This window comes from Caldanaerobacter sp., from assembly GCF_049701115.1.
Taxonomy (GTDB): Bacteria; Bacillota; Thermoanaerobacteria; order Thermoanaerobacterales; family Thermoanaerobacteraceae; genus Thermoanaerobacter.
This window is the reverse complement of record NZ_JBNATX010000027.1, coordinates 15604-30277: the sequence shown is the minus strand read 5'-3', so window position 1 is coordinate 30277 and position 14674 is coordinate 15604. Positions and strand designations below refer to the sequence as shown.

Below are 14674 nucleotides of genomic sequence, written 5' to 3'. Positions count from 1 at the left end.
TAACGGTGAGGTCAGTTATAAAAATTTTTTACCTACAAAATCTTGACACAGACAATTATCCATAAAAACTTGTAAAATTTTCTTACATAGTATATCATAGAATAAATATTGAGAAATTGAAGGTGGTGGATAATTTGTTAATCGCTGTAGATCCGGGGCATGGAGGGAAAGACCCTGGGGCTGTGGTAGGAGACTATAAGGAAAAAGATATAAATCTAAATGTGGCTTTAAAATTGAGGGATATTCTGATTAAAAAAGGCATAGATGTTATAATGACAAGAGATAAAGATGAGACAGTAGACCTTCAACAAAGATGTGATATAGCAAATAAGGCTCATGCCAACTATTTTATTTCTATTCATTGTAACAGCTTTAAAGATCCCTCTGCCAATGGGACAGAGACTTATGCTTACCCTGGTAGTATAGATGGCAGGAATTTGGCTCAATATGTACAAAACGAAATAGTAAAAACCCTTGGGACGAAAGACAGAGGAGTAAAATATGAAAAATTCTATGTATTGAAGTACACGTATATGCCAGCTATCCTAGTGGAACTTGCCTTTATGTCAAACCCAGATGACCTTAAATTGCTTTTAGAGAAAGATAGCATCTTTGCTGAAGCTATAGCAGTAGGGATTGAAGATTTTCTGAAAACCAAGTTTGAAGAGGGAGAGAGCGCAATTCAAAAATTAAAGGCTAAAGGTATTATTAATAAAGTGTATGATGCTAAAAGTTATGTCACATGGGGCGAGTTTGCTTCTGTAATAATAAAATTATTGGAGGGAATGAAATGAAGGAATTGATAATGACTATTTTAACAGCAGGAATACAGCTTCTTGTAATGGTCGTTTTAGGTTATCTTATTGACTATTTGAGCACAAAAATAGGAATGGAAAAATTAAAAAGGTACTATGAAATAGCAAAGGCTTTTGTGCAGGCTGTTGAACAGCAAGTAGGTCCAGGCAATGGTCCTATTAAGAAAGAACAGGTTTTTAAACTTTTGAAAAAAGTCATTGGGAATAAGCTTACTGATGAAGAGATAGATAAATTAATAGAAGCTGCAGTCTTTGAAATGAATTACGTTTTAAAGCTAAAAGGTCTTCAGAAAGAGCTTCAAAAAAGTGAGTAAAGTAGGCACCCTTTGAAGGGGTGCTATTTTTTTAGTAGCTGGTACTAATTTAATTGCAAGTTTAAGATAAACAACTTTCACCAATGTAAAAGATTACAGAGGAAATGTACGAATATTGCAGACACATGTGTAGAGATAACCTTTTATTTATAGATATTTTGCAAAATTAAATTTTGAAATTGCAATTTTGGCAAAAATATTGTATAATACTCTTATACTTAATGCTGTGAGGTGGTATAAGTGGGGATTACAGTCACAAAGGCGGAGGAAGCGGTTGATTATTTTCTAAATAGAGTAAATTTGCTACAAGAAGTCAGAGAGATAATAGAAAAAGCTTCATCTATTACAATTCCAGAGAGTCGAGATCACCTCTTAGAGATTTCTATGGGGGGAAAAGAAGACTGGTTCGAAATAGTATATGAAGTCCCTGGGAAGGGGAGAGTATTAGAAGGTACAGTTGCCAAATGCAAAAATGGTTTGGCTGTCAATTTTCCGGAACCTTACATGAGAAGAAGAGAACCTGATTGTCTTGTTGTAGCGGATGAAGGAGAGACAGATAAGCCGCGCTTTAAAGATAGGTACGGCTATGATTTTGATACATTGCGCAAAGAGACTTTTGAGTGGTTAAAAGGCCAGAAATTAATTGTGATGCCTTTTATGTCCGGCGGTGAAGAACTGGGCTATCCTTCCCTTTTAATTGCTCCAGAAAATGCAGGTTTTTTTGCTACAGCTTTAGCCGATATACAGGGTTTTATTCCAGCAAATGAAATTCCTGAAGGTTTTACACCGAGAGCCATAGTATATTTAGCTCCTCCTTTTAGACATACTCATTTTAACGGAAAACAGGTCGTTGTGCACAACCGATTGAAAAATTTACACGAACTTTTTTCATATAATTTGTACCTTGGTCCGAGTGCTAAGAAGGGAATATACGGAGTGCTTCTCACAATTGGAGAAAAAGAGGGTTGGATTACTGCTCATGCTTCAGCTGTAAGGGTGATTACTCCTTATGATAATATGCTGACTATAATGCATGAAGGAGCAAGTGGCGGCGGAAAAAGTGAAATGTTAGAGCAAATTCACAGAGAACCGGATGGGCGCATAAAGGTGGCAAAAAATATCGTTACAGGGGAAGAGATTTATGTGGATTTAAAAGAGGCTTGCGAGCTACAGCCAATTACAGACGATATGGCTTTGTGTCATCCAGCCCTGCAGCAGGGGAAAAAACTAGTTATAAAGGACGCAGAAAAGGGTTGGTTTATACGAGTAGATCATATAAATGAGTATGGGACAGATCCCCATTTTGAAAAATTATGCATATATCCGCCAGAGCCTTTGATTTTCTTGAATATTGACGGCGTTCCTAAATCTACCTGCCTCATATGGGAACATATTATGGACGCTCCTGGCAAGCCCTGTCCTAACCCCAGGGTTATAATGCCGAGGAGATTTATGCCTAATGTAGTTGACGAGCCTGTAGAAGTAGACATAAGGAGCTTTGGTGTTAGAACTCCTCCTACTTCCAGAGAGAAACCTTCTTACGGCATAATAGGAATGGTTCACCTGCTTCCGCCTGCACTTGGCTGGCTGTGGAGACTGGTTGCACCGAGAGGCCATGCAAACCCGAGCATCGTTGGTGCAGAAGGATTGGAGAGTGAAGGAGTAGGGTCTTACTGGCCCTTTGCTACGGGTAAAATGGTCACGCACGCAAATCTTTTGTTAGAACAGATTATAAATACTCCCGGCACAAGGTATATTCTCGTTCCAAACCAATATATAGGGGTGTGGAAAGTAGGGTTTATGCCCGAATGGATAGCCCGTGAATATCTTGCAAGAAGAGGAAGTGTAAGATTTAGACCAGATCAAGTTACACCAGCGAAAAGTAGCCTTTTAGGATATGCCCTGAACACCCTTAAAATAAATGGAAACTTTATACCGAAGGAATTACTGCAAGTGAACAGACAGCCCGAAGTCGGGGAAGAGGGGTATGATAAAGGAGCACAGATTTTAAATGAATTTTTTAAGAGAGAATTAAAGAAATTCTTAGTTCCAGAGCTTAATCCTCTCGGCAGAAAAATCATAGAGACCTGTTTGGAGGATGGAACTTTAGAGGATTATATAAAACTTTTGGGAGATTATAGATAATTAAAAGAGCCTGTACTAAGTTGTATAGGCTCTTTTTTGTTGTATTGGTAAGACATATATTTCTCATAAAAAAATTTTTCTTTTTTTATATTTTAAAAGGAGGAATTTTTCATTTTATGTCGAATATAATTTAATAGAAAACAAAGTAAAAAGAAATTTAAAAACAAAGAGGGATGCAGATGGATATAATACAAAAATTAGAAAACGGCTTAATAGTCTCATGTCAAGCTTTAGAAGGTGAACCTCTCCATAGCCCATTTATCATGGCGAAGATGGCTAAAGCTGCGGAGATTGGAGGAGCAGTAGCAATTAGAGCAAATGGTTATGAGGATATTGTTGCAATAAAGAAAGAGGTAAGTATTCCAGTAATAGGGCTTATAAAGAAAAGATACGAAGGATATGCCCCTTATATAACTCCAACAATGGAAGAAGTGGATAAAGTTATAGAAGCAGGAGCGGATATTGTTGCAATTGATGCTACTAAAGCTTATAAGCCGGGTGGTTTAACAACGGGAGAGTTTTTAAAAAGGATAAAGGAGAAATATCCAAAAATATTGGTTATGGCAGATATTTCAACATACGAGGAAGGTATAGAGGCGGAAAAGCTGGGTTTTGATCTAATCTCCACTACATTATCAGGTTATACAGAATATAGTCCGGAATTGGAAGGCCCAGATTATGAGTTAATAGAAAGATTGGCGAGAAAGGTAAATGTCCCAATAATAGCAGAAGGTAGAATATGGACTCCGGAGGAAGCTGTAAAAGCCTTAGAAAAGGGAGCGTATGCAGTTGTTGTAGGTACTGCTATTACCCGTCCTCATGAAATTACAAAAAGGTTTGTAACTTTTATCAAAGAAAGGAGATATTCAAATGTCAGAGCAAAATAATGGCAATGTAATATTAAAAATACAAAGTATTTACAATTCTCTTACAAAAGCAGAGAAGAAAGTTGCAGATTACGTGTTAGAAAATGTGCCTGAAGTAATATACCTTTCTATTACAGAATTAGCTGAAAAATGTGGGACTGGAGAGACTACAATAGTGAGATTTTGTAGGAGAATAGGGTTATCAGGTTTTCAGGAGTTTAAGCTTAATATTGCAAAAGAAATTGCAGAACCTGAGACCAGTATACATGAGAATATTTCCTTTAATGACCCACTAGAAGTATTAGTGCAAAAAATTACTACGGAAAACACATTAGCATTATCAAATACTGTTAAATTACTTTCATTGAGTGAATTAGAAAAAGCAGTAGATGCCATTATAAATGCCAGAAAGATACAATTTTATGGTGTAGGAGCATCAGGATATACAGCACTAGATGCTAAATACAAATTTATGAGACTTGGATTAAATGTAGATGCCAATCTGGATGCTCATATTCAAGCTATTTCTGCTGTTAGTTTGACAGAAAAAGATGTAGCTGTAGGGATATCTTTTTCTGGAAGTACAAAAGATACAGTAGAGACTTGTAAATTAGCAAAAGAAGCTGGAGCAAAAGTGATTGCCATAACAAATTATGCTCGTTCTCCAATTACTTCCGTTGCAGATATTGTATTGCTTACTTCTGCAAAAGAAACCCCGTTGAGAAGTGGTGCTTTAACCTCAAAAATAGCACAGCTTCATATTTTGGATGTTTTGTACACTGCAGTGGCTGTAAGGCTTAAAGATCAGGCCGTAAACATGCTTAGCAAAACTGCAAAAGCTGTATTAGAGAAATTATACTAATTTTATTTTAGAATGATTTCAAGGAGGCTGTTAAGTTGAAGGTTATTATAGTTACTCATGGTCCCCTTGCTCGCGCTTTTGTGGAGAGCGCAAAGTTAATATTAGGAGATACCGTTGATTCTTATGTCGATATAATTGATTTTTATCCCTATGACAGTATGGAAACTATAAAAGAAAAAATAAGGTTCCAAATTGAATTACTTGACAATAGAGAAAATAATGTAGTTGTTCTAACGGATCTAAAAGGAGGTACCCCTTTTAATGCAGCAGTTTCTTTGTTACAAGATTATAAATTTTATTTGATTGCCGGAATCAATTTACCCATGTTATTAGAAATATTGTTAACGTCTTCTGAGGAATTAGATAGCAAAATTATACAAAAAATTGTAGAAATTGCAAGAGAAAATATTACGGTAATGTACCTTGGTTGAGTAAATAAAAGTTAAAAATTAAATATAAAAAGTTAAAAGAGGGGAGAGTATATGGGAATTATATTTTGGAGAGTAGATGGCAGGTTAATCCACGGTCAAATAGCGATAGCATGGGCGAGATTGTTAAACGTAGATGAAATTGCAGTAATAAGCGATGAAGTAGTTAATGATGAGTTTCAAAAAAATTTATTAGAATTAGCAGTTCCCCCAGGTGTGAAATTGACAGTTTGTTCAGTGAAAAAAGCAAAAGAACTTATAGAGAAAGAGTATTTTAAAGGTAAAAGAACAATGGTAGTGTTCAAATATATTAAGGAAGCTGTTCAGCTTGTGAAAGAAGGAATCAATATCCCTAGCCTAAATATTGGGGGGATATATTACTCTGAAGGGAAAACTCAATATAACAAAGCTCTTTCTCTAGATGAAAATGATATAAAAGATTTAAAATTCCTTAAGGAAAAGGGGGTGGAATTATTCTATCAAGTGGCGCCGATGAATGAAAAAGAGCCTCTTACTAAATATGTTTCTTTGTGAATGGTTTTTTAATTTTAAGAAATTGAAAAAATCTAAGGAGGGAGATAAAAATGAGTTTAATAGGTACAGCTTTGCTGGTTGCGTTAGTGGCTGGTATTCTTGAATGGGACATTTATGGATGGGGGCATACAATGATTTCAAGGCCTTTAGTAGCAGGAACAGTAATGGGACTTGTATTAGGTGATGTGAAAACAGGACTTTTTATAGGGGCCTCTATCGAAATGATTTATTTAGGAGTTATTCCTGTCGGTGCTGCGATACCACCAGATGCAACATCTGCTACTGCCATTGCAACAGCATTAGCAATTCTTTCAGGTTTGGATTCCAAAGTGGCTGTTCCTTTAGCTATACCTGTAGCGATGGTTGCTCAAATGTTACAAATGCTAATTTGGACTATAAATTCCGGTTTAATGCATAAAGCAGATCAGTATGCTGTAAAGGGGGATTTGAAAGGAACCGATAGATTACAATATTTAGGTTCATTTTTATTCTTCTTACAAGGATTTGTTCCGGCTTTCCTAGCGATATTTTTTGGGGTAGATGCGGTTAAGGCTATGGTAGAAAGAATGCCCCACTGGGTTACTAATTGGCTTACTGTCGCAGGAGGTATGTTGCCTGCGCTTGGATTTGCGATGTTATATGTAATGATGAGCAACAAAAAATTGTTACCATACTTTGTACTAGGATTTACGCTAGCAGCATTCTTTAAAGGAAGTCTCTTAGGTATAGCATTAATTGGTTTGGCTCTTGCTTTTATTCACATAAATATGTTAAATGAGAAATCAAAAGTAAAAGAATTTGAAGAAATTTAAAAAGATTATTAAAGTGGGAGGGATATGAGATGACAATCAATAACTCCGGAGCCACTGTTCAAAAGATAACCAAAGATGATTTGAAAAAAGTTTTTTGGCGTTCCTTATTTGATATGGCTTCTATTAATTACGAAAGATTTCAAGCTTTAGGTTTCCTTTTTTCTATGAGTCCGATAATAAAAAAGTTATATTCTGATGATGAACAAAGGCAAAGAGCCATGAAAAGACATCTCGAAATGTATAATTCACATCCATGGATGATGAATCCAATATTAGGAGTTACAATAGCATTAGAAGAACAAAATGCCAAAACCGGTAGTTTAGAAGGAACAATTAATAATGTTAAAGTTGGTCTTATGGGACCCTTTGCAGGAATAGGAGATTCATTGATTTGGGGAACTTTACGTCCTTTGCTTGCAGGTATAGGTGCGGCTTTTGCTCTCCAAGGAAGTATTCTAGGTCCAATAATATTTTTACTAGCTTGGAATATAATAAATTTTAGTTTTAGATGGTATTCCCTTCTATATGGTTATAATGCGGGAATGAGAATATTGAAAGATATTAAAGAAACTAATATAGTACAAAAAATTGCAGAAAGTTCTTCAGTTCTTGGACTTATGGTTCTTGGAGTGTTAGTAGCACAATGGGTTAATGTAAAAACGGGTTTAGCACTTACTGTTGGAGATAAAGTATTAAAGGTACAAGAAATGTTAGATGATATTATGCCAAGTATGTTACCTCTTATTACAACATTTGTGTTAGTTTGGTTTTTAAGAAAAAGAGTTACTCCAAATAAATTAATTATAGGGATATTTGTGGTTGCTTTAGTTTTATCATTATTCAAAATTTTAATATAAGATTTTATCTGAAGTAAAAGATTAAATAATAAAAGTCATAATAAAGTTTGTTTTAAGATGAATATTTGGGACGGTGGTATTAAGTGGGAGGGATAAGATATCTTGAAGGAGTCGAAAACCTAATTAGAGAGATTAAGACTACTCAAGGTGAAAATATAAAAAAAGCGAGTGAGATTGTTGCGCATTCTATCATGAATGGAGGGATTGTATATTCTTTCGGAAGTGGACATTCATTTATAGTAGCTGTAGAGATAACAGAAAGAGCTGGAGGATTAGTTCCTGTAAAAGTTATTGAAGAGCCTTCTAAAGGATTATATGAGAGAATAGAGGGTGTTGGATATAAGTTAATGGAAAGATATCACTTTTCTCCAAATGATTGTTTTATTATTATCTCTAATTCAGGTAGGAATCCTCTAATAATAGAAGTAGCCGATTTTATAAAACAAAAGGGGAACAGAATAATAGCAGTTACTTCTTTAAATGTTTCTAAAAAACTAAAATCAAGGCATTCATTGGGGAAAAATTTATACCAATTTGCAGATGTGGTTTTAGACAATTGTGTAAAAGAAGGAGATGCTACCATAGAATTTAACGGATTACCAGTAAAAGTAGGACCAGTTTCTACGATAGCTGCTATAGCACTTTTGCAAGCTACGATGGTGGAAGCAGTAAAAGTTATGTTAGCATTAGGATATACGCCTCCCATTTATATGAGTGATAATATTGATGGTGGGCCAGAATATAATAGAAAGTTAATTGAAGAATATGTAAGAAAATATCAAGGTATAGAAAATATTTAGAGAAAATTATTTCAGAGGTCATAAAAGGTGAACTTGACAAATTTAAAAAAAGAAAATCCTTAATGAATTTGATTATGAATTTGATGTATATATGCCTTAGAATAGGCTTTTTGGAGTAGGAATAGAGGTAAAAAAGTGATAAGGGCCCTCTTTTGAGATTTAGAGGGCTTTATTTTTACGCTTTCTGGACAGCTTCTTTTGCACTTTTAACTTTTTCAGTCATTTTTTCTTTTCCCAGATTTATCTTGGGCAAGACAAGGTTTAGAAGTATTCCTGCTAAAGTGGCAGGGCCTATTCCTTCGAACACAAAATTGCCCAAGGGTATTTTTATACCGCCTACTCCTAATGTTAATATTACAGAAGCTATTATTAAGTTTCTGCTGTCTGAAAAATCCACTTTGTTTTCTACAAGTGTCCTCATACCTGCTGCTGCAATCATTCCAAAGAGGATTATAGTCACCCCACCCATTACTGCCTGGGGTATTACTTCTATCAAAGCGCCTATTTTTTGTATAAAGCTTAAAAGTATTGCAATGATTGCTGCTCCTTGAATTACTCTTGAGCTGTAGACTCTTGTTATTGCGAGGACTCCAATGTTTTCGCCGTAAGTTGTGCTCGGTGGTCCGCCAAAAAGTGCTGCGATTGAAGTTGCAAGGCCATTTCCTAACATTACCCTGTGAAATCCAGGATTTTTTATGAGGTCTCTTTCAACTATATTTCCTATTACCAGAACATGTCCCAGGTCTTCGATTATAGCGACCAGTGCTAGAGGTGCAACCAGTGCTACAGCACCCCATGCGACCTCAGGAGCATGTCCTGTTAAGAAGGAGAATTTGGGAATTGCAATCCATGAAGCTTTTGCAACAGGTCCGAAGTCTACAAGGCCTCTTGTTATGGCAAATATATATCCACCTATTGTTCCTAAAAGGATTGGAATCACTTTTATAAAGCCTTTTCCAAACATGCTGAAGATGATTATTAATGCCGCTGTAAATAGAGCTGTAGCTAAATCTTTTTGCGCTTGAGCTATTGCTACAGGAGCAAGGGATAAACCTATTATCATCACTACAGGTCCTACTACTACAGGAGGGAGCAGTTTTTCTAGCCAGTCAATCCCTGTCAGGCTTATTATTATGAAAACCACCACGTATACGAGTCCAGCTGCGAACATGCCGAAGAAGGCGCCTTTTAGGCCGAATTGTTTTGTTGCTGCTATTATGGGAGCTATGAAGGCGAAAGATGAACCAAGATAAGCGGGAACTTTCCCTTTTGTCATGAGGTGAAATATCAGTGTTCCAAGGCCTGAGGTAAATAAGGTTACCGAGGGGTCAAGGCCTGTCAAGAGAGGTACTAAAATGGTTGCTCCGAACATCGCAAAGACGTGCTGAAAGGATAATGGGACCATTTGTTTTATAGGCGGTGTTTCTTCAATTTCGTATACTTTATTAGGCATAAAAAAACCTCCTTTATTATGGGTTACTGAAAAACCCCCAAGGAGGAACTTTTTATATCCTCCTTTTTAGCCTCACTGGGCTAAATTAAAGGGTTTTTTCAATTTTTCTTTCTAATTATATCACATGAAAGAGGGTTTGTCTATAGAAAAAGCCCCCGAAGAAGGGGCTTTAATTATTTTTTTCTTTATAAAGCTTTAAGACTTCTAAAACGTAGTCTATATCAGAAGGAGTGTGGTCCGCATTTATCTGGAATCTGATGCTTTCATCTCCTTTGGGCACTACTGGATAAGTGATTGCCGTTGCTAGTATGCCGTTTTCTATAAGATAATTTACTAACTCTATTGTCTTTTTTGTATCTCTCACCAGGAGAGGTACTATAGGATGTTCACTTACCACAGTCTCATATCCCAAATTTAAAAGCCCTTCTCTAAATCTCTTAGCCATCTCCTTCAGATGGGAGAGCTTCTTCTTGCCTTCATCGCTATCTATTATCTCTAAGACTTTTAATACAGAAGCTGCTTCTGAAGGAGTGATGGGGTTAGAGTAAATGTAGGTTATTGCTTTTTCCCTAAGGTAAGTCGTGATAACTTCATTAGATACTACATATCCTCCATTTACCCCATAAGCTTTTCCCATAGTGCCAATGAGTAGGTCTGCTCTCCCGCCTGTTACTTCTTCTGTACCTCTTCCTGTATCGCCAAATGCTCCAACACCGTGGGAATCGTCCACAATTGTTACTATATTTTCTTCGAAATTTTCGTCATACTTGGAAGTGATTTCTTCTATTTTTTTCAAATTCGCATAGTCTCCTCTCATGCTGAATACTCCATCAGTTACCACTATTACCCGCTTTACCTTACCAATAAGGCTTTTTATGCCGTTTTCTAAATCCTCATAGTCTAGATGTTTGTATACATATCTTTCTTTAGGTCGTGAAAGCCTTATGGCGTTTATAATACAGTTGTGATTCAGTTCATCGCTTATTATACCTGTTTCAGGGGTTGTGAGTGAAGATATTATTCCCACTACAGTCATATATGCAGAACTGAAAATCATTGCATCTTCCCTTTGATGGAACCGAGCCAGCCTTTTTTCAAGGTCTCTGTGGGTTGCGTAGGTGCCGCTTATAAATCTCACTGCGCCGGGACCTACACCGAATTTCCTTGCGGTTTCTTCTTCAGCCTTTATTACTTCATCATTAAATTGCATTCCGAGGTAGGAGTTGGAATTCATCCTTATAAATTCTTTATCACCATATCCTTTTAAGAAAAATCGCGGTCCTTTTCCGTTTTGGGGTTTTTTCACGTCAACTACTATAAATTCCTTTCCTTTTGCTCGTCCTTCTGCCTTTAAGTCTTCTAATTCCTGCGCTAAAACCTGAGTTATTCGTGAAAGCGGCATTAAAATCACTCCTTTACGGATATAATACGACTTTACCGCACTGCCCTTTTATCATGAGTTCCATTCCCTTCTGGTATTCGGTAAGAGGGAATGTATGAGTAATTATTGGTTTTAAATCTTCTGCAAGTCCCGATTTTAGTAATCCCTTTACGGTGTACCAGGTATCGTACATCCTTCTTCCAGTTATGCCTTGTATAGTGATTCCTTTGAATACCACATTATTTGTGATGTCAATTGAGACTTCATTGTCAGGGAGGCCTAAAATAGACATTCTGCCTCCTTTTGCGATATATTCCAGGCCCTGCCGTATGGCGGTTGGATTACCTGAAAAATCCAAAACTACATCTGCGCCGTAGCCTTCTGTTTCGCTTTTTATTATGCTGACAACGTCTTCGCGGAGAGGATTTATAACTCTTGTTGCCCCAAGCTTGTGTGCCAGTTCTCTCCTGTAGTCAGCAGGTTCAATCGCAAATATTGCTGCGGCGCCTGTTCTTTTGAGAAGTGGTATTGCCATCATCCCTATTGGACCACATCCTATGACGGCTACAGATTTACCGACTATGTCTCCCGAAAAAACAGTGTGAACCGCATTTCCAAGGGGTTCTTGTATGGACAGTATCTCAAGAGGCATGTTTTTGTCGTTTATCCATACATTGCTTTCGGGGACTTTAATGTATTCTGCAAAGGCTCCATCTGTGTCAACACCTAAAATGAGGGTATTTTCACATATGTGAGCATTGCCGGTTCGACAGGCTCTGCATTTTCCGCATACTATATGGGTTTCTGCGCTTACTAAGTCACCTACTTTTACTGATGTGACATTTTCTCCAATTTCTACAACCTCTCCTACAAATTCGTGTCCCATCGTTTTTGGAGGTTTTATTCTACTTTTTGCCCATTCATTCCAGACGTATATGTGAACGTCTGTGCCGCAAATAGAGGTAGCTTTAACTTTTATCAAAACTTCATCAGGGCCTATCTTTGGTATTTCCTTTTTTACTATATCTGCCCCTTCTTTGGGGTATTGTTTTACCACGGCGGTCATAAGTCCATCCATAATAGACATCTCCTTTACTTGTACACTAATTTTACTACATAATATATTCTATATTTTTGTACAAATTCCTTCTTTCGAGTACAAAAATTTTTGAAAAGGTATTATTGAAAGATGTGATATAATTTAAAAAAAGATGCATGAGGGGTGTAAAAATGGAGATAAGAGGGCATCACTTTTTGTGTATTTTAGGATTTAGAGGGCTTGGTTATGATGAAGAATTTGTTAAAAATATGGATGGTATTATTAAAAAATTAAATAATGAACAGGATATGTTGATAAAAGTTGTGGATAATGTGGATAACATCTGCGCCGCTTGCCCAAATAATATAAATGGGGAATGCAAAATAGAGAATTATCCTGGAAGTGTAAGGAAAAGAGATATGGCTGTTTTAAAAGTTTTGGGCATAGAAGTGGGGGAGTTAGTAAGGTATAGGGATATTGTAAATAAAATCAGTGAAAGGATGACAGAGGAAAAGATGATGAATATATGTAAGGATTGTGAATGGTTTGGTCTGGGTTATTGTTTAGAAGGGCTTAAAAAGTTAAAAGGCGGGTAAAACCGCCTTTTATAAGTCTCTTTGTGAAAAGCGCTTTGCACCGTAATAGAGGAGAAATACGACGTAGAAGAAGATGTATATGAACATGTAAATGCTGGGTTGAGACATGCCGCCAAAGAAACCTTGAGTTAAAAAGCTTATTCCGCTGCTTTTTGTAAGAAGGACTGCTATCATTTTCCTATATATCACATCGGTGGGGAGTATGAGGCTTGTGAGAATGCCAGCGTTAATCAAGCCTTCTCCAGAATTTGAGGCTAATGTTCCTGCCGGGCTTTGCTTTATTGCATATCCAATTTGTTCTAAGACTCCTCCAACAAGAGCGATTCCATAGGCCATAATGGCGATTATTCCTGTGTTTACAGTAGAAAAAATTGAACTTGAGGCGATTATAAGAGCTAAAAATACAATAGGGCCTAAATCAAAGAAAAAGAGACCTTTTAAAATGTTATCCCATCCGAAATTTATTTTAGAGCCAAACCAAATGTTCAAACCTACTACAGACAAAAACATGATGGAGCTGTATATTACAATCATGGTGCCTAACCCTATAAATTTCCCCAATACCAGTTCATATCTTTTTATAGGTTTAGACAAAATAGAATATATAGTGCCGCTTTCTATTTCTCCAGATATGGCATTTACAGACGTTAGAACCACGAGGAAAGCTACTATAAAGTTTGCAAAGAAAAGACCAGCAGATAAAATTTGTGATTCAACTATTATGTCGAATATAGAACTTGAAGGGCGATCAAATATTCTGCTCAATCCAAAAGCGTATATGGAAAGGTAGAGGAGGGATAAGATAAAGACCAATAGAAAAGCCCGTTTTTTTAGCATCTCTTTAAAGGTGTATTTTATTATGGTTGTCACGAAACCTCATCCTTTCCAATCAAGTTTATGAATAAATCTTCCAGTGAAGAAGTTTGGGTATTTAATTGATATAGCTTGGCACCGGCTTCTATCGCCATTTTAGCTATAATTGGTATTTTTTCTCTGTCTTCTACTTTAAAAGAGAGCTTACCTTCTTTAAATTGAAATTCTTTTGATAAGCGAGAAATTTTTTCAATCAACTCTGAATTATAGTCTGATACAATCATTTCTACATGGGTGTGTTCTTTTAATAAGTCATCCAGTTTTCCTTGAGCTATTACTCTACCGTGATTTATTATAGCTACTTTGTCACATACCATTTCTACTTCACTTAATAGGTGGCTGTTTAGAAAAACAGTTTTGCCTTGCGATTTTAATTGTTTTATGATTTCTCTTACTTCAATTCTTCCAACAGGGTCTAAAGCCGAAGTAGGTTCATCTAAAAACACTATTTCGGGGTCATTTAAGAGGGCTATTGCAATGCCAATTCTCTGTTGCATTCCTTTGCTGTAATTTTTGATAAGTTTATTTTCATGACCTTTGAGTTTTACCAATTCTAAAAGTTCATCAATTTTTTTGCCTGAATTTTTTATTTTATAAAGCTCAGCATGGAAGCTCAAAAGCTCTTTTCCTGTCATCCAGTCGTGATATCTAAAATTTTCAGGTAAAAATCCCACTTTTTCTCTGAACTCTACAGTGCCTATGGGTTTCCCTAAAATCCATGCAAAACCAGAGGTGGGGTGCAAAAACCCCACCATGGTCTTTACAAAAGTGGTCTTTCCAGCACCGTTTGGTCCCAAAAATCCAAAGACCTGACCTTTTTCCACAAAGAGAGAAACTTCTTTGAAACCGCCTTTTCCATTAAACTGCTTTGTTAGATTTTTTGTCTCTAAAACCATCTG

At 36.5% G+C, this 14674-nt stretch carries 16 protein-coding genes; 11 read left to right on the top strand and 5 right to left on the bottom strand.

Translation table 11 applies throughout. From position 1 onward, the window contains the following. Positions 1–134: 134 nt before the first annotated feature. The 10 genes from ACPLVE_RS08445 (at position 135) to ACPLVE_RS08400 (ending at position 8433) form a co-directional block, all read left to right on the top strand. Complete coding sequence (locus tag ACPLVE_RS08445) at positions 135–794, top strand: N-acetylmuramoyl-L-alanine amidase family protein (RefSeq protein WP_424611121.1); 660 nt, start codon at positions 135–137, stop codon at positions 792–794. Further along, the gene (locus ACPLVE_RS08440) at positions 791–1129 is read left to right on the top strand and encodes a phage holin (RefSeq protein ID WP_349122084.1); all 339 of its coding nucleotides are present in this window, start codon (positions 791–793) and stop codon (positions 1127–1129) included. The genes ACPLVE_RS08445 and ACPLVE_RS08440 overlap by 4 nt, the downstream gene beginning before the upstream one ends. A gap of 300 nt (positions 1130–1429) precedes the next feature. After that, positions 1430–3274 carry a DUF4914 family protein gene (locus tag ACPLVE_RS08435; RefSeq protein WP_424611123.1) on the top strand — a complete coding sequence of 615 codons (1845 nt, stop codon included), beginning with the start codon at positions 1430–1432 and terminating at the stop codon, positions 3272–3274. Between the two features lie 173 nt (positions 3275–3447). Further along, positions 3448–4161, top strand: a complete 714-nt coding sequence (locus ACPLVE_RS08430; protein ID WP_035174866.1) for an N-acetylmannosamine-6-phosphate 2-epimerase — start codon at positions 3448–3450, stop codon at positions 4159–4161. Next, positions 4145–5002, top strand: a complete 858-nt coding sequence (locus ACPLVE_RS08425; RefSeq protein ID WP_424611120.1) for a MurR/RpiR family transcriptional regulator — start codon at positions 4145–4147, stop codon at positions 5000–5002. Before ACPLVE_RS08430 ends, ACPLVE_RS08425 begins: the two co-directional genes overlap by 17 nt. Before the next feature lie 35 nt (positions 5003–5037). After that, entirely contained in the window at positions 5038–5433 is a 396-nt protein-coding gene (locus ACPLVE_RS08420) for a PTS sugar transporter subunit IIA (RefSeq protein WP_424611119.1), read from the top strand. Positions 5434–5484: 51 nt separating this feature from the next. Further along, complete coding sequence (locus ACPLVE_RS08415; RefSeq protein ID WP_424611118.1) at positions 5485–5964, top strand: PTS sugar transporter subunit IIB; 480 nt, start codon at positions 5485–5487, stop codon at positions 5962–5964. Between the two features lie 50 nt (positions 5965–6014). Next, positions 6015–6776 carry a PTS mannose/fructose/sorbose/N-acetylgalactosamine transporter subunit IIC gene (locus ACPLVE_RS08410; protein ID WP_424611117.1) on the top strand — a complete coding sequence of 254 codons (762 nt, stop codon included), beginning with the start codon at positions 6015–6017 and terminating at the stop codon, positions 6774–6776. 29 nt (positions 6777–6805) lie between these two features. After that, positions 6806–7633 (top strand): PTS system mannose/fructose/sorbose family transporter subunit IID, encoded by an 828-nt coding sequence (locus ACPLVE_RS08405; protein ID WP_424611116.1) that lies wholly within the window; start codon positions 6806–6808, stop codon positions 7631–7633. A gap of 83 nt (positions 7634–7716) precedes the next feature. Next, positions 7717–8433: an SIS domain-containing protein gene (locus ACPLVE_RS08400; protein ID WP_424611115.1), complete on the top strand. Its 717-nt coding sequence runs from the start codon at positions 7717–7719 to the stop codon at positions 8431–8433. A 175-nt stretch (positions 8434–8608) separates the two neighbouring features. Here the strand turns inward: ACPLVE_RS08400 and ACPLVE_RS08395 are convergent, their stop codons facing one another. The 3 genes from ACPLVE_RS08395 to tdh form a co-directional block, all read right to left on the bottom strand. Continuing rightward, positions 8609–9886, bottom strand: a complete 1278-nt coding sequence (locus tag ACPLVE_RS08395; RefSeq protein WP_424611114.1) for a uracil-xanthine permease family protein — start codon at positions 9884–9886, stop codon at positions 8609–8611. Between the two features lie 169 nt (positions 9887–10055). Continuing rightward, a complete protein-coding gene (locus ACPLVE_RS08390; RefSeq protein WP_424611113.1) occupies positions 10056–11288 on the bottom strand; it encodes an aminotransferase class I/II-fold pyridoxal phosphate-dependent enzyme in 1233 nt (410 codons plus the stop codon). 13 nt (positions 11289–11301) lie between these two features. Next, positions 11302–12345, bottom strand: coding sequence for an L-threonine 3-dehydrogenase (gene tdh, locus ACPLVE_RS08385; protein ID WP_424611112.1), 1044 nt, complete (start codon positions 12343–12345; stop codon positions 11302–11304). 152 nt (positions 12346–12497) lie between these two features. On the opposite strand from tdh, the gene ACPLVE_RS08380 reads away from it, so the two are divergent. After that, complete coding sequence (locus tag ACPLVE_RS08380) at positions 12498–12902, top strand: DUF1284 domain-containing protein (protein ID WP_424611111.1); 405 nt, start codon at positions 12498–12500, stop codon at positions 12900–12902. 9 nt (positions 12903–12911) lie between these two features. Here ACPLVE_RS08380 and ACPLVE_RS08375 read toward each other — a convergent pair whose 3' ends face one another. Together ACPLVE_RS08375 and ACPLVE_RS08370 are read right to left on the bottom strand one after the other, a co-directional pair. Further along, positions 12912–13772 carry an ABC transporter permease gene (locus ACPLVE_RS08375; protein WP_424611110.1) on the bottom strand — a complete coding sequence of 287 codons (861 nt, stop codon included), beginning with the start codon at positions 13770–13772 and terminating at the stop codon, positions 12912–12914. Then, positions 13769–14671 (bottom strand): ABC transporter ATP-binding protein, encoded by a 903-nt coding sequence (locus ACPLVE_RS08370; protein ID WP_424611109.1) that lies wholly within the window; start codon positions 14669–14671, stop codon positions 13769–13771. Before ACPLVE_RS08370 ends, ACPLVE_RS08375 begins: the two co-directional genes overlap by 4 nt. Positions 14672–14674 lie beyond the last annotated feature (3 nt).

Bases quoted from the DNA above. Each gene is read 5' to 3' on its own strand.
- ACPLVE_RS08415 (WP_424611118.1), top strand. From the start codon at position 5,485: ATGGGAATTATATTTTGGAGAGTAGATGGCAGGTTAATCCACGGTCAA.
- ACPLVE_RS08390 (WP_424611113.1), bottom strand. From the start codon at position 11,288: ATGCCGCTTTCACGAATAACTCAGGTTTTAGCGCAGGAATTAGAAGAC.
- ACPLVE_RS08395 (WP_424611114.1), bottom strand. From the start codon at position 9,886: ATGCCTAATAAAGTATACGAAATTGAAGAAACACCGCCTATAAAACAA.
- ACPLVE_RS08430 (WP_035174866.1), top strand. From the start codon at position 3,448: ATGCAGATGGATATAATACAAAAATTAGAAAACGGCTTAATAGTCTCA.
- ACPLVE_RS08380 (WP_424611111.1), top strand. From the start codon at position 12,498: ATGGAGATAAGAGGGCATCACTTTTTGTGTATTTTAGGATTTAGAGGG.
- ACPLVE_RS08370 (WP_424611109.1), bottom strand. From the start codon at position 14,671: ATGGTTTTAGAGACAAAAAATCTAACAAAGCAGTTTAATGGAAAAGGC.
- ACPLVE_RS08410 (WP_424611117.1), top strand. From the start codon at position 6,015: ATGAGTTTAATAGGTACAGCTTTGCTGGTTGCGTTAGTGGCTGGTATT.
- tdh (WP_424611112.1), bottom strand. From the start codon at position 12,345: ATGGATGGACTTATGACCGCCGTGGTAAAACAATACCCCAAAGAAGGG.
- ACPLVE_RS08405 (WP_424611116.1), top strand. From the start codon at position 6,806: ATGACAATCAATAACTCCGGAGCCACTGTTCAAAAGATAACCAAAGAT.
- ACPLVE_RS08440 (WP_349122084.1), top strand. From the start codon at position 791: ATGAAGGAATTGATAATGACTATTTTAACAGCAGGAATACAGCTTCTT.
- ACPLVE_RS08425 (WP_424611120.1), top strand. From the start codon at position 4,145: ATGTCAGAGCAAAATAATGGCAATGTAATATTAAAAATACAAAGTATT.